This window comes from Pseudooceanicola marinus, assembly GCF_002786295.1.
GTDB lineage: Bacteria > Pseudomonadota > Alphaproteobacteria > Rhodobacterales > Rhodobacteraceae > Pseudooceanicola > Pseudooceanicola marinus.
This window is the reverse complement of record NZ_PGTC01000013.1, coordinates 121,141-143,074: the sequence shown is the minus strand read 5'-3', so window position 1 is coordinate 143,074 and position 21,934 is coordinate 121,141. Positions and strand designations below refer to the sequence as shown.

Annotated in this window: 18 protein-coding genes; 11 read left to right on the top strand and 7 right to left on the bottom strand. The window is 66.0% G+C overall.

The window, feature by feature from the left end; translation table 11 throughout:
* Positions 1 to 75 precede the first annotated feature (75 nt).
* The 4 genes from CVM50_RS08775 (at position 76) to CVM50_RS08760 (ending at position 5,423) form a co-directional block, all read left to right on the top strand.
* Positions 76 to 1,137, top strand: coding sequence for a hypothetical protein (locus CVM50_RS08775; RefSeq protein ID WP_085889587.1), 1,062 nt, complete (start codon positions 76 to 78; stop codon positions 1,135 to 1,137).
* 25 nt (positions 1,138 to 1,162) lie between these two features.
* Positions 1,163 to 2,722, top strand: coding sequence for a phosphate ABC transporter substrate-binding/OmpA family protein (locus tag CVM50_RS08770; RefSeq protein ID WP_085889588.1), 1,560 nt, complete (start codon positions 1,163 to 1,165; stop codon positions 2,720 to 2,722).
* Between the two features lie 128 nt (positions 2,723 to 2,850).
* Positions 2,851 to 5,004, top strand: a complete 2,154-nt coding sequence (locus CVM50_RS08765) for a malate synthase G (RefSeq protein ID WP_085889589.1) — start codon at positions 2,851 to 2,853, stop codon at positions 5,002 to 5,004.
* Complete coding sequence (locus CVM50_RS08760; RefSeq protein WP_085889590.1) at positions 5,001 to 5,423, top strand: GlcG/HbpS family heme-binding protein; 423 nt, start codon at positions 5,001 to 5,003, stop codon at positions 5,421 to 5,423. The genes CVM50_RS08765 and CVM50_RS08760 overlap by 4 nt, the downstream gene beginning before the upstream one ends.
* 83 nt (positions 5,424 to 5,506) lie before the next feature.
* On the opposite strand, the gene radC is transcribed toward CVM50_RS08760, so the two are convergent.
* From radC to dnaK, 3 genes are all read right to left on the bottom strand, one after another.
* A complete protein-coding gene (gene radC / locus CVM50_RS08755; RefSeq protein ID WP_085889591.1) occupies positions 5,507 to 6,268 on the bottom strand; it encodes a RadC family protein in 762 nt (253 codons plus the stop codon).
* A gap of 180 nt (positions 6,269 to 6,448) precedes the next feature.
* Entirely contained in the window at positions 6,449 to 7,600 is a 1,152-nt protein-coding gene (gene dnaJ / locus CVM50_RS08750; protein WP_085889592.1) for a molecular chaperone DnaJ, read from the bottom strand.
* Between the two features lie 89 nt (positions 7,601 to 7,689).
* Positions 7,690 to 9,612 carry a molecular chaperone DnaK gene (gene dnaK, locus CVM50_RS08745; protein WP_085889593.1) on the bottom strand — a complete coding sequence of 641 codons (1,923 nt, stop codon included), beginning with the start codon at positions 9,610 to 9,612 and terminating at the stop codon, positions 7,690 to 7,692.
* Between the two features lie 353 nt (positions 9,613 to 9,965).
* On the opposite strand from dnaK, the gene CVM50_RS08740 reads away from it, so the two are divergent.
* A complete protein-coding gene (locus tag CVM50_RS08740) occupies positions 9,966 to 10,577 on the top strand; it encodes an alpha-ketoglutarate-dependent dioxygenase AlkB family protein (protein ID WP_085889594.1) in 612 nt (203 codons plus the stop codon).
* Between the two features lie 122 nt (positions 10,578 to 10,699).
* Here the strand turns inward: CVM50_RS08740 and CVM50_RS08735 are convergent, their stop codons facing one another.
* Positions 10,700 to 11,521, bottom strand: a complete 822-nt coding sequence (locus tag CVM50_RS08735) for an ABC transporter permease (protein WP_085889595.1) — start codon at positions 11,519 to 11,521, stop codon at positions 10,700 to 10,702.
* A gap of 819 nt (positions 11,522 to 12,340) precedes the next feature.
* On the opposite strand from CVM50_RS08735, the gene CVM50_RS08730 reads away from it, so the two are divergent.
* The 6 genes from CVM50_RS08730 to CVM50_RS08705 all read left to right on the top strand — a co-directional run bounded on the left by CVM50_RS08730 (position 12,341) and on the right by CVM50_RS08705 (position 19,615).
* Positions 12,341 to 13,237 carry a UTP--glucose-1-phosphate uridylyltransferase gene (locus CVM50_RS08730; protein WP_085889596.1) on the top strand — a complete coding sequence of 299 codons (897 nt, stop codon included), beginning with the start codon at positions 12,341 to 12,343 and terminating at the stop codon, positions 13,235 to 13,237.
* Positions 13,238 to 13,250: 13 nt separating this feature from the next.
* The gene (gene galE, locus CVM50_RS08725; RefSeq protein WP_232618194.1) at positions 13,251 to 14,237 is read left to right on the top strand and encodes a UDP-glucose 4-epimerase GalE; all 987 of its coding nucleotides are present in this window, start codon (positions 13,251 to 13,253) and stop codon (positions 14,235 to 14,237) included.
* Complete coding sequence (locus tag CVM50_RS08720; protein ID WP_085889598.1) at positions 14,234 to 15,280, top strand: glycosyltransferase family 2 protein; 1,047 nt, start codon at positions 14,234 to 14,236, stop codon at positions 15,278 to 15,280. The genes galE and CVM50_RS08720 overlap by 4 nt, the downstream gene beginning before the upstream one ends.
* A 158-nt stretch (positions 15,281 to 15,438) precedes the next feature.
* Positions 15,439 to 16,449 (top strand): glycosyltransferase family 2 protein, encoded by a 1,011-nt coding sequence (locus CVM50_RS08715; protein WP_085889599.1) that lies wholly within the window; start codon positions 15,439 to 15,441, stop codon positions 16,447 to 16,449.
* A gap of 28 nt (positions 16,450 to 16,477) precedes the next feature.
* Positions 16,478 to 18,199 (top strand): DUF5927 domain-containing protein, encoded by a 1,722-nt coding sequence (locus CVM50_RS08710; protein WP_198431876.1) that lies wholly within the window; start codon positions 16,478 to 16,480, stop codon positions 18,197 to 18,199.
* 6 nt (positions 18,200 to 18,205) lie between these two features.
* The gene (locus CVM50_RS08705) at positions 18,206 to 19,615 is read left to right on the top strand and encodes a sulfotransferase family 2 domain-containing protein (RefSeq protein ID WP_085889600.1); all 1,410 of its coding nucleotides are present in this window, start codon (positions 18,206 to 18,208) and stop codon (positions 19,613 to 19,615) included.
* 72 nt (positions 19,616 to 19,687) lie between these two features.
* On the opposite strand, the gene CVM50_RS08700 is transcribed toward CVM50_RS08705, so the two are convergent.
* The 3 genes from CVM50_RS08700 to lptB form a co-directional block, all read right to left on the bottom strand.
* Positions 19,688 to 20,152 carry a PTS sugar transporter subunit IIA gene (locus CVM50_RS08700; RefSeq protein ID WP_085889601.1) on the bottom strand — a complete coding sequence of 155 codons (465 nt, stop codon included), beginning with the start codon at positions 20,150 to 20,152 and terminating at the stop codon, positions 19,688 to 19,690.
* Positions 20,153 to 20,209: 57 nt separating this feature from the next.
* Positions 20,210 to 20,779, bottom strand: a complete 570-nt coding sequence (hpf, locus tag CVM50_RS08695) for a ribosome hibernation-promoting factor, HPF/YfiA family (RefSeq protein WP_085889602.1) — start codon at positions 20,777 to 20,779, stop codon at positions 20,210 to 20,212.
* 393 nt (positions 20,780 to 21,172) lie between these two features.
* Positions 21,173 to 21,931 (bottom strand): LPS export ABC transporter ATP-binding protein, encoded by a 759-nt coding sequence (gene lptB / locus CVM50_RS08690; RefSeq protein WP_085889603.1) that lies wholly within the window; start codon positions 21,929 to 21,931, stop codon positions 21,173 to 21,175.
* Between the last annotated feature and the right edge of the window lie 3 nt (positions 21,932 to 21,934).

Sequence of the window (21,934 nt, the reverse complement as noted above, 5' to 3'; positions counted from 1 at the left end):
GAATGACTCCCCGCCCGCGCCACATCGCTGCCCGAATCCTCATCGATCTTGCGGTAATCGCAGGAGGGACATCCGATGCCACTCGCCAAGGCCAGACTGATCAAGGGCGTTGCCATTGCCGGGGCGACGCTTTGCGTTGCGGGCGTCAGCGGCGTGCTGATGGAACGGCACAGCCGACAGGTCGCCGCGGAACAGGCCGCCGAGGCCAGCGCCCCGGCGCGGCAACCCGCGGTGCAGGAGGCCAAGGCTGTCGCCCTCCCGGCTGCCCCGGTGCCCCAGGCTCTGCCCGAGGCTGAGACCTTGCCGCTTCAGGACATCGAACTGACTTCCTCCCCCGTGGTCCTGCCCGAGGCCGAGCCCACCCACGGCGGCTTCGGCGCCGAGGCGCAGTTGGTTCAGGCCCAGGCCGCGGACCCGACCGCGCCCAAGGATGAGGCCGATGCGGAGGTGGCAAACGACTGCCCCGTGACCCTGACCGCCGAACCCGCCGCCGCGGCCATGGTGACCCTGACCCTGGATGCGCCCTGCTACGCCGAGGATCGCGTGGCCTTCCATCATGAGGGCATGGTCTTTTCCGAGCTGACCGACGCCGAGGGTGCGCTGACCCTGTCGGTGCCGGCCCTGGCCGAATATGCGATCTTCGTGGCCGTCTTCCAGGATGGCGAAGGCGCCAGCGCCGAGGCCGAGGTGTCGTCGCTGGCCTTCTACGACCGCTCGGTCGTGCAGTGGCAGGGCGAGACGGGGCTGGAGCTGCACGCGCTGGAATATGGCGCGAACTACGACGACAGCGGCCACGTCTGGGCCGAAACCCCCCGCGACGTCAGCGTCGCAGCACGGGGCGAGGGCGGCTTCCTGACCGTGCTGGGTAACGCCGATCTGCCACAGGCCCGCCTGGCGCACGTCTATTCCTTCCCGCTGGGCATCGCCCGCCAGGCCGGCACCATAGACCTGTCGGTGGAGGCCCAGGTGACCGAGGCCAATTGCGGCCGCGAGATCACCGCCCAGGTCATCCACGTCAGCGAAGGCACCTTCGGCAGCTTCCATGACCTGAATGTCACGATGCCCGCCTGCGACGCGACGGGGGATTATCTGCTGTTGAAGAATCTGCTCGATGATCTGAAGATCGCCGTCAAGTAACCTGCGGGAACCCGAGGTCAGGCGCATGCGATCCTTCCGTGCGGCGATTTTCGCCGCACTTTTCCTTTTGCCGCTCGCGACACTGGTCCGCGCGCAGGACGTGACGCTGACCTCGCGCGACGGCAATGTCGAGCTGTCCGGCGACCTGCTGGGGTTCGACGGCGAATTCTACCGGCTGCAGACCGAGTTCGGCGTGCTGACGCTGGATGGATCCGGCGTGCTGTGCGACGGGCCGGGTTGTCCCGATCTGACCGACTATGTTGCCCGCATCACCATTTCCGGCGCCGAAACCGTGGGCGAGGTGCTGATGCCCGCCCTCGTCGAAGGCTTCGGCCTGCGTGCGGGCTATGCCGTGCGGCGCGAGGCCCTGGGGCCGGGGCAGGTCCTGTATATCCTGACGGAACGGGACGGTGGCCGCGTCGCGGGGGAATTCACCATTCACAGCCAGACCACCGACAGCGGCTTCGACGAGCTGATCGAGGCCGGCGCCGATCTGGTCATGGCCCTGCGCGAGGTCCGCGAGGAGGAGCTGGAGGCCGCCCGGGCGGCAGGCCTTGGCGATCTGACCCAGCGGGGCCGGGCGCGGGTGCTGGCGCTGGATGCCCTGGTGCCCATCGTGGCGCCGGACAACCCGGTGCAGCGGATCACCATGCCCCAGTTGGCCGATGTCTTCGCCGGGCGGATCACCAACTGGCAGGAGCTGGGCGGGGCGGATGCGCCCATCGTGCCGCACTTGCGGGATCTGACCTCGGGCCTGGGGCAGGTGGTGCAGGATCGCCTGCTGCGCCCCGCCGGGGCCGGCCTGGCCGAGGGGGCGGTGCAGCATGGCACCGACGACGCCCTGCTGCGCGCGGTGTTGGCCGATCCCTTCGCCATTGGCCTGTCCTCGGCCTCCGAAGTGGGGGCGGCGGCGGGGCTGGCCCTGTCGGGGGACTGCGGCTTCACCCTTCAGGCCACGCGGCGCAACGCCAAGACCGAAGATTACCCGATGACCGCGCCGGTCTTCCTCTACCAGCCCGCCGTGCGCCTGCCGAAGCTGGCGCGCGATTTCCTGGCCTATACCCGCGACCCCCAGGCGCAATACGTGATCCGACGTGCAGGATTCGTCGACCAGCTGCCCGAAGAGGTCGCGATCGACGACCAGGGGGACCGATTCGCCAACGCCATCGCCCAGGCCGGCGACGAGGTGCCCCTGGCCGAATTGCAGCGCATGGTGACCACCCTGACGGGGATGAAGCGGCTGACCATCTCCTTCCGCTTCCGCGCCGGATCCACCCGACTGGACGCGCAGTCCATGTCGAACGTGCGGATGATGGCCCGGGCGCTGGAAAGCGGCCAGTTCGACGGGCGCGAGGTTCTGCTGGTCGGCTTCTCCGACGGGGATGGCCCGGCGGAGGCGAACCTGCGACTGTCGGCGGAACGGGCCGAAACGGTGCGCCGCGCGGTGCTGGCCGCGGCCGAAACCGCCGACCTGTCGCGCCTGACCCTGGGCATCGACACCTTCGGCGAGGCGATGCCCATGGCCTGCGATGACAGCGAATGGGGCCGCCAGGTGAACCGCCGGGTCGAGGTCTGGCTGCGCTGAACGGGCCCGCAGGGCCTGGGCTTTCCATTTTCCGACCCCTGCTTTCCATATCGTGGAAAGGCGCGGAATTTCCGTCGTCAGTGACCGCACAGGCGCTATCCTTGACGCAACACTTTCAGGAGATCGTTATGACCGACTATGTCCGCCGCGCCGGCCTGTCCGTGGCCACCGAACTGGCCGATCTGATCGAAGGGCAGGTTCTGCCCGGCCTGCCCGTGGGGGCGGAAGAGTTCTGGGCCGGCTACGCCGGCATCCTGCGGGACCTGGTGCCGCAGAACCTGGCCCTGCTGAACACGCGCGAGACGATGCAGGCGCAGATCGACGACTGGCTGACCGCCCGCAAGGGCCAGCCCTGGGATGGCACCGCCTATCGCGCCTTCCTGGAGGAGATCGGCTATATCGTTCCCGAGGGCCCGGATTTCTCCATCGGCACCGAGAACGTCGATGACGAGATCGCCCGTGTCGCCGGTCCGCAGCTGGTGGTGCCGATCACCAACGCCCGCTTTGCGCTGAACGCCGCCAATGCCCGCTGGGGATCGCTCTACGACGCGCTTTACGGCACCGATGCCCTGCCGGGTGCGCCCGAGGGCAAGGGATACGACCCCAAGCGCGGCGCGCAGGCGGTGGCCTGGGCGGCGGAGTTCCTGGACACCACGGTGCCGCTGAAGACGATCTCGCACACCGAGGTCAGCGAGTATTTCCGCGAGGGCAAAGAGCTGATGGCGCGCTCGGCGTCCGGCGTGCACGGTTTCAAGGATCCGCATGTCTTCGTGGGCTACGCCGAAGAGGGCGCCACGGCCACTTACATGCTGCGCCACAACGGGTTGCACATCGGCCTGCTGATCGACCCCTCGCACCCGGTGGGCCGCGACAGCGCCGCGGGTCTGCGCGACGTGCTGCTGGAATCGGCCCTGACCGCGATCCAGGATTGCGAGGACAGCGTGGCCTGCGTCGATGCCGCGGACAAGGTTCTGGCCTATGCCAACTGGCTGGGCCTGATGAAGGGCGACCTCAGCGAGACCTTCGAGAAGGGCGGCGAGACGATGACCCGCGTCCTGGCCCCCGACATGGCGCTGACCGCGCCTGACGGCAGTGACCTGTCGCTGCAGGGCCGGTCGCTGCAGCTGGTGCGCAACGTGGGGCACCTGATGACCACCGATGCGGTGCTCTTCGAGGGCGAGGAGACGCCCGAGGGCATGCTGGACGCCATGGTCACCGTGACCTGCGCCATGCACGATCTGGCCAAGACCGAGGGCCCGCGCAATTCCCGCACCGGGTCGGTCTACGTGGTGAAGCCCAAGATGCACGGGCCGGAGGAAGTGGCCTTTGCCGATCGTCTTTATGCCGATGTGGAGGCCGTTCTGGGCCTGCCGCTGAACACGGTGAAGCTGGGCGTGATGGATGAGGAGCGCCGCACTTCGGTCAACCTCTCCGAATGCCTGCGCCAGGTGAAGGACCGCGTGGTCTTCATCAACACCGGCTTCCTCGACCGGACGGGCGATGAGATCCACACCTCGATGCAGGCGGGCGCCTTCGTGCCCAAGGCCGACATGGCCAAGGCCGGCTGGCTGGCCGCCTATGAACAGGGCAACGTCGATACCGGCCTGACCCTGGGCCTGCAGGGCAAGGGGCAGATCGGCAAGGGCATGTGGGCCAAGCCGGACAAGATGGCGGAGATGCTGGAGGCCAAGATCGGCCACCCGATGGCTGGCGCCAACTGCGCCTGGGTGCCGTCGCCCACGGCCGCCACGCTGCACGCCACCCACTACCATCAGGTCGATGTCTTCGCCCGCCAGAATGAGCTGAAGGGCCGTGAGGCCGCCTCGCTGGATGCGCTGCTGACGCCGCCGCTGCTGTCGGGGCGCAACTTGACGGACGAGGAGGTGACCCGCGAGGTGGAAAACAACTGCCAGGGCATCCTGGGCTACGTGGTGCGCTGGATCGACCAGGGCGTGGGCTGTTCCAAGGTGCCCGACATCAACGACGTGGGCCTGATGGAAGACCGCGCGACGCTGCGGATCTCGTCCCAGTACCTGGCCAACTGGCTGTTGCACGGCCTGGTCAGCGAAGACCAGGTCGAGGACGCCCTGCGCCGCATGGCCGTCAAGGTCGACGCCCAGAATGCCGGTGACCCGGCCTATACCCCCATGGCGCCCGATTTCGACGGGGTGGCATTTGCCGCCGCGCGGGACCTGATCTTCACCGGCGTGGCGCAGCCTTCGGGCTATACCGAACCGGTGCTGCATGCCCGCCGTCGGGAAGCGAAGGAGAAGGCCCAATGATCCAGGTGACCCGCTTGGACCTCGCCGATGCCCGCGTGCTGCTGGACGGCGCCAAGGCCAAGGCCGAGGAAATCGGCGTGCCCATGTGTATCGCCATCACCGACGAAAGCGGCAACCTGCTGGCGTTCGAGCGGATGGAAGGCGGCAAGGTGACCTCGATCACCATCGCCATCGACAAGAGCTTCACCGCCTCGGGGGCGAAGAAGGCGACCCATGACTACGGCAGCGCCTCGCAGCCCGGCGCACCGGCCTATGGCATCGGCTCCGCCATCGGTGGGCGCCTGATGGTCGTCGCCGGCGGTCTGCCGGTGATGGCCGGCGGCGACTGTGTCGGCGGCATCGGCATCAGCTCCGGCACGCCAGGGCAGGATCGCGAAGTGGCCGAGGCCGGGATCGCGGCCTTTGAGGCGACTCTCTGACCCTATCGGGGACAGGATGAGAGGATCGGGCGGCCCCTTCGGGGGCCGTCTGTCGTTCATGGCCAGGGTTATGCGGGCGAGGGCTAGAGGTAGCCTTCGGAGCGGAAGGACAACTCGCGCGAGCGGCCGACGATGATGTGGTCGTGCAGCGACAGGCCCAGGGCTGCGGCCGCGGCTTCGATCTGGGCGGTCATGTCGATATCCGCCTGCGAGGGCGAGGGATCGCCCGAAGGGTGGTTGTGCACCAGGATCAGAGCGCTGGCATTGAGCTGCAGCGCGCGTTTCACCACCTCGCGCGGGTAGACGGGCACATGGTCGACGGTGCCCTTGCCCTGTTCCTCATCCGCGATCAGCACGTTCTTCCGGTCGAGGTAGAGGACGCGGAACTGTTCGGTTTCGCGATGCGCCATGGCGGTGTGGCAGTAGTCCAGCAGGGCGTCCCAGGAACTGACCACGGGGCGCTGCATGATGCGGGCGCGGGCCAGGCGCTGCGCGGCGGCCTCGATGATCTTCAGCTCGCACACCACGGCCTCGCCGACCTCGTGCTGTTCCAGCAGCTGATCGCGCGGGGCGCTGATGACACCGTTGAAATCCCCGAACCGTTGCAGCAGGCGGCGGGCCAGGGGTTTCATGTCCTGGCGCGCATTGGCGCGGAAGAGGACCAGCTCCAGCATCTCGTAGTCGGGCAGGGCGGCGGGACCGCCCTGCATGAACCGTTCGCGCAGGCGCTTGCGGTGATCCCCGATATAGGACGGCAGGCGGCCGAATTTCAGCGGCTGCACTGGCGCCTCGTCGCTGTCGAAGAGCGAGGGGGAGCTGTCGGAAAAGGCGGGTGGTCTGGTCATGGGACCAGCCTGTGCCCGCAATGGTTAGCGTTGGGTTAAGGGGCTTGGGGCAAAGAGAAAGGGCGGCCCTGGGGGACCGCCCTTTGTACGGGTATTGCATGGGGGCCGGGGCTCCGCCCGTGAATTGCCCAAAGGGTCCACTGGACCTTTTGCCGGGGCCAAAGGCCCCGGTTCGGCAATTCACCCCTTCATCGAATCCCAGAAGTTCTTCACCGACTTGAAGAAGCCTTCACTTTCGGGATTGTTCTCTTCCGAGAGATCCTCGAACTCGCGCAGCAGCTCCTTCTGGCGGCTGGTCAGGTTGACCGGGGTCTCCACCGCCAGTTCGATGAACATGTCACCCGAACCGCCGCCGCGCAGGGCCGGCATGCCCTTACCGCGCAGGCGCATCTGGCGACCCGATTGCGAGCCTTCGGGGATCTTCACGCGGCTTCGGCCGCCGTCGATCGTCGGCACCTCGATGTCGCCACCGAGTGCGGCCGTGGCCATCGACACCGGCACGCGGCAGAAGAGGTTGGGCCCTTCGCGTTCAAAGATCGGATGCTTGGCCACCTCGATGAAGATGTAGAGATCCCCGGAAGGACCGCCACGCATCCCGGCCTCGCCCTCGCCGCCCAGGCGAATGCGGGTGCCGGTTTCGACACCGGCGGGGATGTTCACCGACAGCTGCCGGTCGCGATCGACACGGCCCTGGCCGCCACAGGCCTTGCAGGGGTTCTGGATGATCTGGCCCAGGCCCGAACAGGTCGGACAGGTGCGTTCGACCGTGAAGAAGCCCTGCTGCGCGCGCACCTTGCCCATGCCGGAACAGGTGGGGCAGGTGGTGGGTTCCGCGCCACCCTCGGCGCCGGACCCCTCGCAGACGGTACATTGCACCGAGGTCGGCACGTTGATCGTCTTCTGCAGGCCGGTGTGGGCCTCTTCGAGGGAGACACGCAGGTTGTAGCGCAGGTCTGCGCCCCGGGTGGCGCGCTGGCGCCCGCCGGGCTGACGCCCGCCCATGAAGTCGCCGAACAGATCGTCGAAGACATCGGAGAAGGCCGAGGCGAAGTCGGCATTGCCGCCGGGGCCACCGCCGCCGGGACGTCCGCCGCCGCCCATGCCGCCCTCGAAGGCCGCGTGGCCGTAGCGGTCATAGGCCGCCTTGCGGTCGGCATCCTTCAGGCAGTCGTAGGCCTCGTTCACTTCTTTGAACTGGTCTTCGGCCTGGGGGTTGTCGGCATTGCGGTCGGGGTGAAGTTCCTTCGCCTTCTTGCGATAGGCCTTCTTGATCTCGTCCGCAGAGGCGCCCTTCTTCAGGCCGAGGACCTCGTAGTAATCACGTTTTGCCACGGTAGGTTATCCCTTCCTTGGAACGTTGAAGGCCGGCCCGCCCGAAGGGAGGACCGGCCCCAGAGGTTCCTCAGCGTGGGCTGATCAGATCAGCCACGCTTGTTGTCATCCAGATCCTCGAAGTCAGCGTCGACGATGGTGTCATCGTCGGAGCCACCGTTGGACGCGCCGTCGTCAGAGGCCTGGGGCTCATCCGAGCCTTCTTCCTGCTGCGACTTGTAGATCGCCTCGCCCAGACGCATCGACGCTTCGGTCACGTTCTGGATGCCGCTGCGGATCTTCTCGGCGTTGTCGTTCTCCAGCTCGTCCTTGAGCGCGGCAACGGCCAGTTCGATCGCCTCGACGGTCGAGGGGTCGACCTTGTCGCCGTGTTCCTCGACCGATTTCTCGGTCGAATGGATGAGGCTTTCGGCCTGGTTCTTGGCTTCGACCAGGTCCTTGCGGGCCTTGTCGGCTTCGGCGTTCTCTTCGGCGTCCTTGACCATCTTCTCGATGTCGTCGTCGCTGAGACCACCGGAGGCCTGGATCGTGATCTTCTGTTCCTTGTTGGTGCCCTTGTCCTTGGCGGAGACCGACACGATGCCGTTGGCGTCGATGTCGAAGGTCACCTCGATCTGGGGCATGCCGCGCGGTGCCGGCGGGATGTCTTCCAGGTTGAACTGGCCGAGCATCTTGTTGTCGGCGGCCATCTCACGCTCACCCTGGAACACGCGGATCGTCACGGCGCCCTGGTTGTCCTCGGCGGTCGAGAAGACCTGGGACTTCTTCGTCGGGATCGTCGTGTTGCGGTCGATCAGGCGGGTGAAGACACCACCCAGCGTCTCGATGCCCAGCGACAGCGGCGTCACGTCCAGCAGGACCACGTCCTTCACGTCACCCTGAAGAACACCGGCCTGGATGGCGGCGCCCATGGCGACCACTTCGTCCGGGTTCACGCCCTTGTGGGGTTCCTTGCCGAAGAACTTCGTCACTTCCTCGACCACGCGGGGCATGCGGGTCATGCCGCCGACCAGGACGACCTCGTCGATGTCGGAGGTGGACAGACCGGCATCCTTCAGCGCGGCCTGGCAGGGCTTGATCGAGTTCTTGATCAGGTCGGACACCAGGCTTTCCAGCTTGGCACGGGTCAGCTTCATGACCATGTGCAGCGGCTGACCGTTGGAGCCCATCGAGATGAACGGCTGGTTGATCTCGGTCGACTGGCTGGAGGACAGTTCGATCTTGGCCTTTTCAGCCGCCTCTTTCAGGCGCTGCAGGGCCATCTTGTCCTGGCGCAGATCGACGTTGTTCTCTTTCTTGAACTCCTCGGCGAGGTAGTTGACGATCTTCATGTCGAAGTCTTCGCCGCCCAGGTGGGTGTCGCCGTTGGTCGACTTCACCTCGAAGAGGCCGTCGTCGATTTCCAGGATGGTCACGTCGAAGGTACCGCCGCCAAGGTCATAGACCGCGATGGTGTGGCTTTCTTCCTTGTCGAGGCCATAGGCCAGGGCCGCCGCGGTCGGTTCGTTGATGATCCGCAGCACTTCCAGGCCGGCGATCTTGCCGGCGTCCTTGGTGGCCTGACGCTGGGCGTCGTTGAAGTAGGCCGGAACGGTGATGACCGCCTGGTCGACTTCTTCGCCGAGGTAGCTTTCGGCGGTTTCCTTCATCTTGCCGAGGATGAAGGCGGAGATTTGCGAGGGCGAATATTTCTCGCCGCGGGACTCGACCCATGCGTCACCGTTGCCGCCGTCGACAATGGCGTAGGGGAGGTTGGATTTATCCGCAGCCAGGGCCGGGTCGGTCGCGCGACGACCGATCAGGCGCTTCACGCCGAAAATGGTGTTGGTGGAGTTGGTGACGGCCTGGCGCTTGGCGCTCTGGCCGACCAGCCGCTCTTCTTCGGTGAAGGCGACGATCGAAGGCGTGGTGCGGGCGCCTTCGGAGTTCTCGATGACCTTCGGCTGGGCGCCGTCCATGATGGCGACGCAGGAGTTGGTGGTGCCGAGGTCGATCCCGATCACTTTACCCATGATTTGTATCCCTTCTACTTAAGGCGATGGTCTGGCGGTCCGACCCATTCCGGCATCGGCCCTTCCAAGACCCGGTCCGGCGGGGGTTTTGGCCCCGCCCGCCGGGCTTCGAAGGCTATATAAGGAGGGGGTTTCGGCCCTGCAAGCCGGTCACAAGCGCGAGATCGGCAAAAAATTCGCCTTTTGCGCTCTTGGTGAACGTCCCGTCGAGGAATGCCCGGGATTCTTGCAATGTCAGTGAATTGGCCGGGCCGGGCCTGTGGCATGGTTGGGGGCAATCTGTAGTGTTCGGCGCTGAAACTTCCCCTACATAGGGGAAGAGACCCGTCAGTGTTCCGCAGAGAGGTAGACCCATGTCCCCCGATCCGACCCTGACCCTGCGCGGCGTCAAGATCTGGCAAGGTTTGCTGGACCGGCCCGCGCAGGAGGCGCTGCTGGAGGATCTGCGCGCCGTGCAGCGCGCCGCGCCGCTGTTTTCCCCCGAGACCCGCTGGGGCAAGAAGATGTCGGTGCGCATGACCTCGGCCGGGAAATACGGCTGGTATTCCGACCGCCGCGGCTACCGGTATGAGCGGCAGCACCCCAGCGGGGTCGACTGGCCGCCCATTCCCGACAGCGTGCTGCGCCTATGGTCCGAGCTGACCGGGCTGGAGCGGCAGCCCGATTGCTGCCTGGTGAACCTCTATGGTGAGGGGGCGAAGATGGGCCTGCACCAGGACCGGGACGAGGCCGACTTCTCCTGGCCCGTGATGTCCGTGTCCTTGGGGGACGAGGGGCTTTTCCGCATCGGCAACGAGGAACGGGGCGGCAAGACTGAAAGCGTCTGGTTGAAAAGCGGTGACGTGCTGACCCTTCAGGGGCCGTCGCGGCTGCTGCATCACGGGGTGGACCGGATCCGGTTCGGGTCGTCCACGTTGCTGGCCCAGGGCGGGCGGATCAACCTGACCTGTCGCGTGGTGGACTGACCCGTCCCCGGCAGGGCCTCTGGTCGTCCGCCTGCAACCGGCAGCAGCCTGCGTGCAGGGCATAGCTTTCGCCCGTCGCGCCTTCGATGCAGGTGACCGGCGCCAGGGCCGGCTGCGGGGCGTCAGCGCCGGGCGTTCCAGGACAGCGAGGCGTGGCGGCGGGTGTAGAACTCGCCGATCATGCCCAGACAGAACAGGGCCACCGCCACCGACAGCGCATATTCCAGCGAGGAGAAATGCGGGTTGTAGTTGATGAAGGTATGCCCGCGCGCCTGGTCGATCGAATGGTACAGCGGGTTCCAGTCGAAGAGGTTGCGCATCTGCGGCGTGATCTGGTTGGCCACGAACATCTTGCCCGAGGCGATCATGTTGGCCCGGGTGTAAAGCTGCGCCGCGATCCCGGTGAATTCCGGGAACCAGGGCTTCAGCGCCAGGAAACAGACACCCACGGCGATGCCGTAGAACCAGGCCGTCAGGATGCAGGCAAAGGCGGCGGCGGGTTCGTAGATCTCGTAGGGGCGCACCGCGACGTGGTAGACGAAGAGGATCAGCAGAAGCGTCAGCACCTGAAGATAGAGCGTCGACAGCGCCGAGGCGGCGAGCGCAATGACCGTGTTCATCGGCGCGTGTTTCATCATCGGAGAGGACGGCCCGTCGGAGCCCATCACCGACGACACCGTCTTCACATGGGTCATGTAGATGAAGACGCCCGACAGCATGAACAGCAGGAAGTCGCCGCGAATCGCGGTCCGGCGCAGGCCGAGGATGGCGAACATGGCGTAGAAGACCGCCATCATGATCGCCACGCGGACCAGGTTGTTCACGATCGACAGGATCGCGTTGTTGTGGCTCTTGCGGATGTTGTGCGCGGTCGAGTGGAAGATCAGTTCGCACATGGCGATGGCCGACTGCAGTCGCGTCTTCCGGGTTCTTTGCTGAAACATGCGCCGGTTCTCTGCCTCTTGCCGCCGGACCGAAGGACGGGGCCGGTCGTCCCCGTCGTCTCGGGCTTTGGCCCGAAGATACATTGCCTTGGCATGGCAATCAATTCTGCCGGGCCGGTTTGCGGAGGGGCGGGGGCGTGAGGAACGACGGGCTGTGAGGAAGGATGGGGCGTTAGGAGGGGAGTGAGGCGACTCGGGGAGCGCGACGGGCGATGCTGTCCGCTCTGCGTCGCGAGCCGATCTTGGGATCTGCACTTTATGCGGGTGTATGACTCTCAGGCAAAGCTGCCTCAAAAGCGGGCGTTCCACCCTGGCGTTGGCCGGCTGCCCCGGGTGATCGCCTGCGCCGATTCCGGGGCCTGACGGCGCAAGACGGCGCCATGTGCGAACTTTTCAAGGGGGTCGCCTGACAGCTTGCCCATGGGTAAGTCACGGGAATCCCGATATATGATCCGGCGTGTGCCCTGCGTCCCGCCGCCTGGCAGCCCGAGCGTGGCGAGGCCCTCGGCGGGTTCCGGCACAGCGTCCAGTTGTATCGGCGATGACCTGCCTGTCGTGGGCCGTTGCCTTTTATTCGGCATTCACGGTCACTAATGTTTTTACGTTGACGCTCCATGAGGGGCATCGGCGGCTTGGGTTGATGGGCCGCGTGCCCGGAGAATCCGCAGGGTGTGTCCGCGGATCTGGACGAGAGGGTCACGGTGGTTGGTTTTAAGGTTTCAGACATCTAAGCTGGTCAGGCGTGAACTTGACCATAAATGTTTATCCCGGTGCGCTCGTTCCGAGAGCGGCCGAACAGCAATAGATTGAGGGCTCACAGTGCAAAATAAGGTCACGAAAGCGATTTTCCCGGTTGCCGGTCTCGGGACGCGGTTCCTGCCCGCCACCAAGTCGGTTCCGAAGGAGATCATGACCCTGGTCGACCGACCGTTGATCCAGTACGCGATCGACGAGGCGCGGGCCGCCGGGATCGAGGAATTCATCTTCGTCACCTCGCGCGGCAAGTCCGCCCTGGAGGATTATTTCGACCATAGCGCCGTGCTGGAGGCCGAGCTGGAGGCCAAGGGCAAGGATGACCTGCTGGAGGTGCTGAAGTCCACCTACATGGAAAGCGGTCAGATCGCCTACATTCGTCAGCACAAGGCCCTGGGCCTCGGCCACGCCGTCTGGTGCGCGCGGCGCCTGCTGAACAAGGATGAGCCCTTTGCCGTCATCCTGCCCGATGACGTCATCGCCGCCGAGAAGCCCTGCCTGCAGCAGATGGTCGAAGCTTTCGAGGAGAAACCCGCCTGCATGGTCGCCGCGATGGAAGTGTCGGCCGACAAGGCGAAGTCCTACGGCATCCTCGACGTGAAGGAAGACATGGGCAATGTCGTCTCGGTGAAGGGCATGGTCGAGAAGCCCGCGCCGGGCACCCAGCCGTCGAACCTGGCCGTGATCGGCCGCTACGTGCTGACGCCGCAGGTGATGGAGAACCTCAACCAGCTGAAGAAGGGGGCCGGCGGCGAAGTGCAGCTGACCGATGCCATCGCAGACGAGATCGCGGCGGGCCGCGACGTGCACGGTTTCCGCTTCAACGGCCAGCGCTTCGACTGCGGGTCGAAGGCGGGCTTCCTGCAGGCCACCGTTTCCTTCGGTCTGCAGCGTGACGACCTGAAGGACGAGTTGATGGGCTATCTGCAGGATGTCGTCGTCAGCCAGCAGGCGGCAGAATAAGAAGGACGGATACGTGAAGGACCACGTTCTCGTCACCGGGGGTGCGGGCTATATCGGCTCGCACGCCTGCAAGGCGCTGAAGGCGGCGGGTTTCGTGCCCGTCACCTTCGATTCTCTCGTCACCGGCTGGCAGGACGCGGTGAAATTCGGACCCTTCGAGAAAGGGGATCTGCTGGACCGCGCCCGCCTGGACGCGGTCTTTGCCCACTATGAACCCGTCGCCGTGATGCATTTCGCCGCCCTCAGCCAGGTCGGCGAGTCGATGCAGGAACCCGGCCTTTACTGGCGCAACAACGTGCTGGGCTCGTTGAACCTGGTGGAGGCCGCGGTGGACGCGGGCTGCATGAACTTCGTCTTTTCCTCCACCTGCGCCACCTATGGCGAGCATGACAACGTCGTGCTGGACGAGGAGACCCCGCAGCTGCCGATCAACGCCTATGGCGCTTCGAAGAAGGCGGTGGAGGAGATCCTGCGCAACTTCGGCGAAAGCCACGGGCTGCGCCACGTGATCTTCCGCTACTTCAACGTCGCGGGCGGGGATCCCGAGGCCGAGGTGGGCGAACATCACCGCCCCGAAACGCACCTGATCCCGATCATGCTGGAGGCGATCGACGGCACGCGCCCGGCGCTGACCATCTTCGGCACCGATTACGACACCCCCGACGGCACCTGCATCCGCGACTACGTCCATGTCTGCGACCTGGTCGATGCCCATGTCCTGGGCGTGAAGTGGCTGCAGCAGGGCAAGCGCAACCGCGTCTTCAACCTCGGGACGGGGTCGGGTTTCTCGGTGCGGGAGGTGATCGAACAATCCCGCGCGGTGACCAACCGCGCCGTGCCCTACGAGGAAGGCCCGCGTCGCCCCGGTGACTGCACCAAGCTGGTATCGGGATCCGTGCGGGCGGAACGCGAACTGGGCTGGACACCGCAGCGGTCCACCCTCGATATTATGATCGAGGACGCATGGCGGTGGCACCAGACAGGACATTACGAGAAATGACCCCGGGCGCGGGGGCCGGTGATGCCGGCCCCCCGCCCGCGCTGTCGCTTGGGCGACGGTATCGGCTGCGCCTTCTGCGGCGCCGGCTGCTTTATCGTGCGCTGCGGGCGCGGCACCGTCTTCAGCCCGTCGCGGACCGAACGGAGGCGATCGCCCCCGACGCGGTGCTGGCCGTCACCTGCCTGCGCAACGAGGCGCTGCGTCTGCCGTTCTTCCTCGAGCACTACCGCCGCCTGGGCGTCGATCATTTCCTGGTCGTCGACAATGGCAGTGACGACGGCAGCGCGGCCCTGCTGGCGGAACAGCCCGATGTTTCGCTCTGGCAGACGGCGGACAGCTACCGCGACAGCCGTTTCGGCATGGACTGGCTGGGCTGGCTGCTGATGCGCCACGGGTCGGGCCACTGGTGCCTGACGGTGGATGCCGACGAGCTGTTGGTTTGGCCGGGACATGAGGCGGAGGGGCTGGCCGCCCTGACCGCCCGGCTGGAGGGCGCGGGGCAGAGCGCCATGGGCGCCCTGATGCTGGATCTCTATCCCGAGGGGCCGCTGGACGGCGTGGCCTACCGGCCCGGGCAGGATCCGGCGGAGGTGCTGACGGGCTTCGACCCCGGCCCCTACCGCGCCTGCTGGCAGCCCCGCCACGGCAATCTGTGGGTGCAGGGTGGGATGCGCGAACGGGTGTTTTTTGCCGACACCCCGGCGCAGGGGCCGACCCTGAACAAGCTGCCGCTGGTGCGCTGGCACTGGCGCCAGGCCTACCTGAATTCCACCCATGCCCTGCTGCCCGCTGGCCTGAACGCGGCCTATCGTGGCCCCGCCGGTCCCGGCCCCTCGGGCGTGTTGCTGCACACGAAATTCCTGCCCGACAGCCCCGCGCGCGCCGCTGAAGAACGACAGCGCCAACAGCACTTCGGGGATCCGGCGGCCTTCGATCCCTACTACAGCGCTGTCAGCGCCGCGCCCGACGCCTGGCACGCGGGGACCTGCCGCTACACCGGCCCGGAGCAGCTGGCGCAGCTGGGCCTGATGCGGCGCGACTGACCGGCGCGTCGCCGCGGGGACACATTCGCCTCCGTCCGGTCCACTCGGCCCTTTCCGACAGTTCTGTTTTCATGGAGAAATAGATTGTAGACTGACCGGCATGGATCCGCCGGCAGGGGAGGTCCGAGGCAGAGGGCACCCGGCGCAGGAGCAGTGGATTGGGCTGGTTCGAATCGTACAATCTGGGGCGGGAAAAGCGTTTCCTGCACTACAGGGCGCTGCGCAAGCGGCACCAGTTGACCGCCGTGGTCAACCGGACCCGGAAGATTCGCAAACGTCACATCCTGGCCTTCACCACCCTGCGCAACGAACGCATCCGCCTGCCGTATTTCCTGGAGTACTACCGCGACCTGGGGATCGACCACTTCCTCTTCGTGGACAACGACAGCGATGACGGATCCCGCGAATACCTGACCGAGCAGGAGGACTGTTCCGTCTGGACGACCAGGGCCAGCTACCTGAAATCGCGCTTCGGCATGGACTGGATCAATTGGCTGCTGCTGCGCTACGCCCATGACCACTGGACGCTGACGGTCGATCCGGACGAGTTTTTCGTCTACCCGTTCTGCGACACGCGGCCCCTGAACGCGCTGACCGACTGGCTGGATGCCTCCGAGATCCGCAGCTTCTCGGCCATGCTGCTGGACATGTACCCCAAGGGGCCGATCACCGCCGAGCCCTACCGGGAGGGGCAGGACCCTCTGGAAATTGCCAGCTGGTTCGACGCGGGCAACTACACGATCAGCCGCAACTGGCGGAACGGCAACCTGTGGATCCAGGGCGGGCCGCGCATGCGGGTCTTCTTCGAGGACGACCCCTGGAAGGCGCCGGCGCTGAACAAGGTGCCGCTGGTGCGCTGGCACCGGCGCTATGCCTTCCAGTCCTCCACCCATTCCCTGCTGCCGCGCGGGATGAACCTGGTGTTCGACGAATGGGGGGGCGAAAAGGCGTCGGGCGTGCTGCTGCACACCAAGTTCCTCGATACCTTCACCGCCAAGGCGGCGGAGGAGCTAACCCGTGGCCAGCATTACGGCGACAGCCAGGAGTACATCGCCTACCACCAGCGGCTGCAGGACGAGCCGGAGTTGTGGTGCAAGTGGTCGGAGAAATACATCAACTGGCGCCAGCTGGAGATTCTCGGGCTGATGTCGAAGGGAAACTGGGCCTGACCGGCCCCTGGAAGGAGAAAGCGGGGATTTGGGCGTCGGGATCGTGATGCTGGTCCATACGGCCCTGGGACGGGCCGAGCAGGTCGCGCGCCACTGGGCCGCGGCCGGATGCCCCGTGGTCATCCATGTCGACAAGAAGGTGCGCGACCGGGTCTATGACAAGTTCCGCGAGACCCTGGCAGACGAGGAGTTGATCCGGTTTTCCCCGCGCCACCTATGCACCTGGGGCGCCTGGGGGATCGTCGCCGCGACCCAGGACGCCGCCGAGATGCTGCTGCGCGATTTCCCCGAGGCGCGCCATGTCTACCTGTCGTCTGGGTCCTGCCTGCCGCTGCGCCCGGTGGAAGAGCTGAAGAACTACCTGCGCGCCCGGCCGCACACGGATTTCATCGAAAGCGCCACCACGGCGGATGTGCCCTGGACCGTGGGCGGGCTGGACGAGGAGCGTTTCACCCTGCGCTTCCCGTTTTCCTGGAAGACACAGCGCCGCGCCTTCGACTGGTACGTCGATTTCCAGCGCCGCGTCGGGTTCCGCCGGCGCATCCCCGCAGGCATCGTGCCGCATATGGGCAGCCAGTGGTGGTGCCTGACACGTCAGACCCTTCAGGCGATCCTGACCGATCCGCAACGGTCGGAATACGACCGCTATTTCAGCAAGGTCTGGATCCCCGACGAAAGCTATTTCCAGACCCTGACGCGGAAGCATTCGGTCCATGTGGAAAGCCGGTCGCTGACCCTGGCGAAGTTCGATTTCCAAGGCAAGCCGCACATCTTCTACGACGATCACCTGCAATTGCTGCGCCGGTCGGATTGCTTCGTCGCGCGCAAGATCTGGCCCCATGCCAACCGCCTCTACCGTGCCTTCCTGACCGACCCGGCGGGCGCGATGAAGAAGCGCGAGCCGAACCCCGGCAAGATCGACCGCATCTTTTCCAAGGCGGTGGAGCGGCGCACGCGCGGGCGCGCGGGTCTTTACATGCAGTCGCGCTATCCCCGCGACGGCTGGGAAGGCGGGCTGACGGGCACCAAGTATTCCGTCTTCCAGGGCTTTGCCGAGCTTTACGAGGATTTCGAGCCCTGGCTGGCGCGCACCACCGGCTTTCGCGTGCACGGGCAGATCTTCGGCCCCGGCGATGCGGCGTTCGCGGGCGGACAACCGGTGATCAACGGGGCGCTGACGGCCAGCGCGACCCTGCGCGACTATGCCCCGCGCGATTTCCTGACGAACCTGCTGTGGAACACCCGGGGCGAGAGGCAGTGCTTCCAGTTCTCGCCGCGTGGGAACCAGGCGGTGACCTGGGACATGGCCAAGGACCTGAACGCGCAGATCAGCGTCATCTCCGGCGCCTGGGCGGTGCCGTTGTTCCGCGCTGACCGGCCCTTCAGCGAGATCCGCAAGGAAGCCGCCCGGCTGCAGAAGGTGGAGGCCGATTTCCTGCATGCGCTGCGGTCCCCCCATGCCAAGGCGCGGGTGCGGATCTGGACCATGGCGGAGTTCGTCGAAGCCCCGATGGAGCCGCTGCAGCTGATGATCGACGAGATGGGCGCCCGCACCGCGCGGCGCCTGTCGGAGGTGCCGCAGATGCGCGATCTGGACGGGTTCGGGCAGTTCCTGCAGGATCTGAAGAACCAGGGCATGCACCCCTACCTGATGGGCGATTTCCCGACCACCCCGGCGGAGGCCGTCCCGGCCACCGAGCCGGAGGAGAAGCCGCGCAAACCCCGCCGCCCCTACCTGGTACAGAAATAGGACGCCATGGCCCGCTTCGACTACTTCATCGTCTTCGCCGAGATGCGCACCGGGTCCAATTTCCTGGAGGCAAACCTGAACGCGCTCGATGGCGTCAATTGCCTGGGCGAGGTCTTTAACCCCTATTTCATCGCCTATCCCAATGCCGAGGACTGCCTCGGGATCACCCAAGCGGCGCGCGATGCCGATCCGCTGGCGATGATCGAGGCGGTGCGCGCGGCGCCCGGTCTGAATGGGTTCCGCTTCTTCCACGACCATGACCAACGGGTGCTGGACCTGGCGCTGGCCGACCCGCGCTGCGCCAAGATCGTGCTGACCCGCAACCCGGCCGAAAGTTATGTAAGCTGGAAGATTGCCCAGGCCACCGGCCAGTGGAAACTGACCGACGTGCGCCGCCGCAAGGAGGAGCAGGCCACCTTCGACGCCGAGGAATTCGAGGCCCATCTTCAGGCGCTGCAGCAGTTCCAGATGCGGCTGATGTCGGTGCTGCAGGTGACGGGGCAGACGGCCTTCTACGTCGATTACGAGGATCTGCAATCGGTCGACGTGATGAACGGTCTGGCCGACTGGCTGGGCGTCGAGGCGCGGCTGGAGGGGCTGACCCAGAAACTGAAGGTGCAGAACCCCCAGGCCCTGTCGGAGAAGGTGGCGAACTTCGACCAGATGGAGGGGGTGCTGGCGCGGCTGGACCGCTTCAACCTGTCGCGCACCCCCAATTTCGAGCCGCGCCGCGGCCCGCAGGTGCCGGGTTTCGTCGCCGCGACCGAGGCGCCGCTGCTTTACATGCCTGTGAAGGGCGGGCCGGACCGGCAGGTGGAACAATGGCTGGCGGCGCTGGACGGGGGCAAGCCGCGCGACCTGACGCGCAAGATGTCCCAGAAGGACCTGCGCCAGTGGCTGCGCGCCCGGACCGGGCACCGCAGCTTCACCGTGCTGCGTCATCCGATGGCGCGGGCGCATGCGGTCTTCTGCGAGAAGATCCTGTCGGGCAAGTTCACCGAGATCCGCAAGATCCTGCGCCAGCGCTATTCCCTGCCGATCCCGGGCAAACCCAATGGCGACTACAGCCTGGAGCAGCACAGGGAGGCCTTTGGCCTGTTCCTCGATTTCCTGAAGGCCAACCTGGCGCAGCAGACGGGCCTGCGCATCGACCCCCATTGGGCCAGCCAGTCGGCGCTGCTGGAAGGGATGGCGCAGTTCGCCACCCCCGACCTGGTGCTGCGCGAGGAGGAGATGGCCGAGGATCTGCCGCGCCTGGCCGCGCGGCTGGGGATCGACGCGCCGCAGCCCGGCCCGGCGCCTGCCGATACGCCCTATACCCTGGCGCAGATCCACGATGCGGACCTGGAGGCGCGCGCGGCAGAGACCTATCAGCGGGACTACATGATCTTCGGCTTCGGCCCCTGGGCGGGCTGAGGCGCGCAGGGGGCCGCCACGAAAAACGGGGCCCGAAGGCCCCGCTGCGTGATCCGTTTCCTGCGTCTTGCGTCAGGCGGCGGCGACGTTCTGATCCGACGTCAGGATCGCGTAGAGCGTCGAGGGATCGGGGTTAGCGCGCAGCTTCTTGCACAGGCCCTGATCGCGCAGGCTGCGCGACACCAGTGCCAGCGCCTTCAGGTGTTCGACACCCGCGTCCTGCGGAGCAAACAGGGCAAAGATCAGGTCCACCGGCTGACGATCGACCGCGTCGAAATCGACCGGCTTTTCCAGCATGATGAACCCGCCCTGGACACTGTCCAGCCCGTCCAGCCGCGCATGGGGCAGGGCGACGCCGTGGCCGACACCCGTCGGACCCAGCGATTCCCGTTCCTGCAGCGCCTCGACCACGCGGGACTGGTTCAACTGGAAGGCGGAATGCGCCAACTCGCCCACATCGTGCAGAAGACGTTTCTTGCTGGAGGCCGAGTTGATCACCTTGATCGCCTCGGGCTTCAGGATCTGTGACAGTTTCATGCTGCCTCGTGCTGTTTCGGGCGGTCCGACCCCGCGTGGCGGGGCCGGAGGCGGCCATCAGCTACGCGGGTCAATCCAACCAATGTTTCCATCATCGCGGCGGTAGACCACGTTCAGACCGTTCTTTCCCTCGTTGCGGAAGACCAGGACAGGCGCGCCGGCCAGCTCCATCTGCATCACGGCCTCGCCGACAGAGAGCGACGGGATCCGTGTTTCCATCTCCGCGACGATAATGGGCTGCAGGGTCTCGGGTTCCGAATCCTCGTTATCCTGATCCGAGGCGAGGATATACGAGGAGCCCTCGAGGATTTCAACCGGCGTGGCACGGGTTTTGTGATGGTCTTTCAACCGGCGCTTGTAGCGGCGCAGCTGCTTTTCCATCTTGTCGCAGCACTTCTCGAATGCCGCGTAGATCTCGGTCGAGACGCCCCGCGCCTGGGCGGTCAGCCCGGTGGAGAGATGGACGGTCGTCTCGCAGACAAATTCATGGGCGTCCTTGGAAAAAGTCACGATCGCATCGGTGGGGCGCTCGGCATATTTCGCCACGGCGGTGTTGACGCCGTCCTTGACGTGAGTTTGCAGGGCATCGCCAATGTCGATCTGCTTTCCTGTGATCTTGTAACGCATTCCGTCTCCTCTCATGACAATTCGGGCGTCACCCGGGCGCGGCGGGGCCGCGGGGTGGGATCAGGCTCGAATGCTGCGGAAAAACGACAGGGCCGGCGACGAAATCTTCCGGGTCCCGCCGGGGCGGCACGCAAGGAACATTACGGCGTGAGTCAGACCTGTCATGGGTTCATTTGACGAGCAAAGGGACCGGGCTGTCAATGAAATCCGGTTCAAGAGATTGCCAGGATATTGCGCCGCAAAGCAGCGTGAACCAGCGCAGGGGCCGCCGGTTTTCCGCCGTCTGCGGGCCTGTCCCTTGTCACGTTGACGCTGCGCTGCGCGGGAACATGCCGCACTGCGGCGCGAGGCGGAAAAGATGCGGCAAAATGGCCCGCGCGGGCCGGGCGGGGATCAGCCGATCCGGAAATTGTCGCCCAGGTAGACGCGGCGCACGTTGTCGTTCTCGACCACCTCGTCGGGGGTGCCCGACATCAGCACGGCGCCGTCGTGCAGGATATAGGCGCGGTCCACGATCTCCAGCGTTTCCCGCACGTTATGGTCGGTGATCAGCACGCCGATGCCGCGCGTCTTCAGGTCGGCCACCAGGTGCCGGATGTCGGCGACCGAGATCGGGTCGACCCCGGCGAAGGGTTCGTCGAGCAGCAGGTACTTGGGTTCCGCCGCAAGGCAGCGGGCGATCTCCACCCGACGGCGTTCCCCGCCCGACAGGGCCAGGGCGGGCGCGCGGCGCAGGTGTTCGATGGAGAACTCCGACAGCAGCTCTTCCAGACGTTCGCGGCGCTTGTGGCGGTCGGAATAGGTGATGTCGAGGATCGCGGCGATGTTGTCCTCGACGTTCATGCCGCGAAAGATCGACATTTCCTGCGGCAGGTAGCCGATGCCGAGGCGGGCGCGGCGGTACATTGGCAGGCCGGTCACGTCGGTGCCGTCCAGCATCACCCGGCCGCCTTCGGGAATCACCAGGCCGGCGACGGAATAGAAGGTCGTCGTCTTGCCTGACCCGTTGGGCCCCAGCAGGGCCACCACCTCGCCCCGGTCCAGGGTCATGGTCACGTCGCGGATCACCACGCGCTTCTTGTAGGCCTTGCGCAGGCCCTCGATCTGCAGGCCGTGCTGGCCGTCCGCGACTTTCAGTTCCGGGGTGGCCAAATG

What these genes read in the sequence shown, in the direction of transcription:
- CVM50_RS08775 (WP_085889587.1), top strand. Translation starts at nt 76, where the DNA reads ATGCCACTCGCCAAGGCCAGACTGATCAAGGGCGTTGCCATTGCCGGG.
- CVM50_RS08770 (WP_085889588.1), top strand. Translation starts at nt 1,163, where the DNA reads ATGCGATCCTTCCGTGCGGCGATTTTCGCCGCACTTTTCCTTTTGCCG.
- CVM50_RS08765 (WP_085889589.1), top strand. Translation starts at nt 2,851, where the DNA reads ATGACCGACTATGTCCGCCGCGCCGGCCTGTCCGTGGCCACCGAACTG.
- CVM50_RS08760 (WP_085889590.1), top strand. Translation starts at nt 5,001, where the DNA reads ATGATCCAGGTGACCCGCTTGGACCTCGCCGATGCCCGCGTGCTGCTG.
- radC (WP_085889591.1), bottom strand. Translation starts at nt 6,268, where the DNA reads ATGACCAGACCACCCGCCTTTTCCGACAGCTCCCCCTCGCTCTTCGAC.
- dnaK (WP_085889593.1), bottom strand. Translation starts at nt 9,612, where the DNA reads ATGGGTAAAGTGATCGGGATCGACCTCGGCACCACCAACTCCTGCGTC.
- CVM50_RS08740 (WP_085889594.1), top strand. Translation starts at nt 9,966, where the DNA reads ATGTCCCCCGATCCGACCCTGACCCTGCGCGGCGTCAAGATCTGGCAA.
- CVM50_RS08735 (WP_085889595.1), bottom strand. Translation starts at nt 11,521, where the DNA reads ATGTTTCAGCAAAGAACCCGGAAGACGCGACTGCAGTCGGCCATCGCC.
- CVM50_RS08720 (WP_085889598.1), top strand. Translation starts at nt 14,234, where the DNA reads ATGACCCCGGGCGCGGGGGCCGGTGATGCCGGCCCCCCGCCCGCGCTG.
- CVM50_RS08705 (WP_085889600.1), top strand. Translation starts at nt 18,206, where the DNA reads ATGGCCCGCTTCGACTACTTCATCGTCTTCGCCGAGATGCGCACCGGG.
- CVM50_RS08700 (WP_085889601.1), bottom strand. Translation starts at nt 20,152, where the DNA reads ATGAAACTGTCACAGATCCTGAAGCCCGAGGCGATCAAGGTGATCAAC.
- hpf (WP_085889602.1), bottom strand. Translation starts at nt 20,779, where the DNA reads ATGCGTTACAAGATCACAGGAAAGCAGATCGACATTGGCGATGCCCTG.